We start from the raw sequence: 1,409 nt of genomic DNA on the forward strand, positions 1-1,409 counted from the left end.
CAGTAAAGATAAATTTTTGACTACTCACCCTTATTTGCCAAAGCCATTGATAGTATCCCTGGAAACAAGGGTGAAAATGTTTCTTTGATTGGTGCTTTTACCTTCAGTTGCTTCAATTACTGTGGTTTATTTATTTGAAAATTGCGGTAATTCGCAACGCCTGTATTGCTAGATACCAAGCTATGGTAAATCTGCTTTACTCGAACGCCAAGGGTTAGCAGTTTGATTTGGTAGTATCAATTTAGCTATTCGATCAAAAAGTCTGGTAGGGAATGATCGGCTAACCTCTTTAGCATACTGGGGTCTCAAAGGGTAAGTGCAGTGTAAAACCTTAATAGGGTCTGTCAAAGTACCATAGACTTCTTTCCATTTGCTTAAAAAATTGTATGTAGGTGACAGGGTTTTAATATTGGGTTTTACAACTTCAATAGCCGCAGCTAAGGCTCCTTGGTCCCTGACTCTAAAGATATCTTGATTTTTAAGAATTACATCTTTAAAAAAGCGGCTATATTCTAGAAATAGATGCTCAACGGTAGGAGTGCGCCGAAAAGCCATCATGCCACTGTTATAGTGGATAGTATTTTCAGTAACAGGTAAATTAGCCGCTTGAAAAATAGGAACGACATTAGTTTCTTCAGTCCAACTCTGATTTGATCTCAGTAGTGTCTGAGCTTCAGTCATGCAAGGTACAACGTCTTTAGTAATTACCAAGTCATGATGATTGAGATCATCAAAAATTTCTCCTATAGGAGATAGGAGACAAATATCACAGTCCAAAAAAATGGTTTTCTCAAATGGTGATGCTTCATACAGAGAAATCTTAGCTATGCGAGATGCTAAAACTGGATTTTCAAGGGAAGGTGCGGGAAGCAGTATTACATCTTTGAAGCAATGAAGAAAACTTTGGAGAAGGAAAGGAACACGAGCAATAAAAATTACAATAGGTTCTTGATGAAATTTGCGTACAGAAGCGATGAAATGTATGCAATCTTGGTATGAGTAAAGACCTGTCAAAATAGTAACGAAACCTTTCTCTGTAGAATCCATAGTTTTTAGGAAAAAAGTATAAATAAAGACAATTTCGACTGTAGCCTGTGTGAATACTAAAAATATGCCCGTAATTAAATGTTAAGGCTACTTTTTGTCTGATTTTTGATCCAGTCATATTGTAAATGAGTAATGATCAATATACGTAAAATCAATAATTAGATTTGATGAATTTTGTATAATTTATACGTGAAGATACTTGTTTAACTGACTTCCAAGAAATAAATTATCTCAATCAACGTATTGCTAAAGCGAATGCTCCAATAAAGAGTATTGTATGCTACACTAGGCACAAAAGACACTGAGTCATCAGACTTTGGGAGGTTTTTGCGTTAGGTAAGTAGGGCTTGCTGAAGAAATTT

General features: G+C 35.7%; 1 protein-coding gene. It reads right to left on the reverse strand.

All coding sequences use genetic code 11. From position 1 onward, the window contains the following. Positions 1-180 precede the first annotated feature (180 nt). Positions 181-1,047, reverse strand: a complete 867-nt coding sequence (locus tag VB654_RS12395) for a hypothetical protein (RefSeq protein WP_323214067.1) — start codon at positions 1,045-1,047, stop codon at positions 181-183. Between the last annotated feature and the right edge of the window lie 362 nt (positions 1,048-1,409).

The organism is Nodularia sp. UHCC 0506 (assembly GCF_034931045.1).
Classification (GTDB): domain Bacteria; phylum Cyanobacteriota; class Cyanobacteriia; order Cyanobacteriales; family Nostocaceae; genus Nodularia.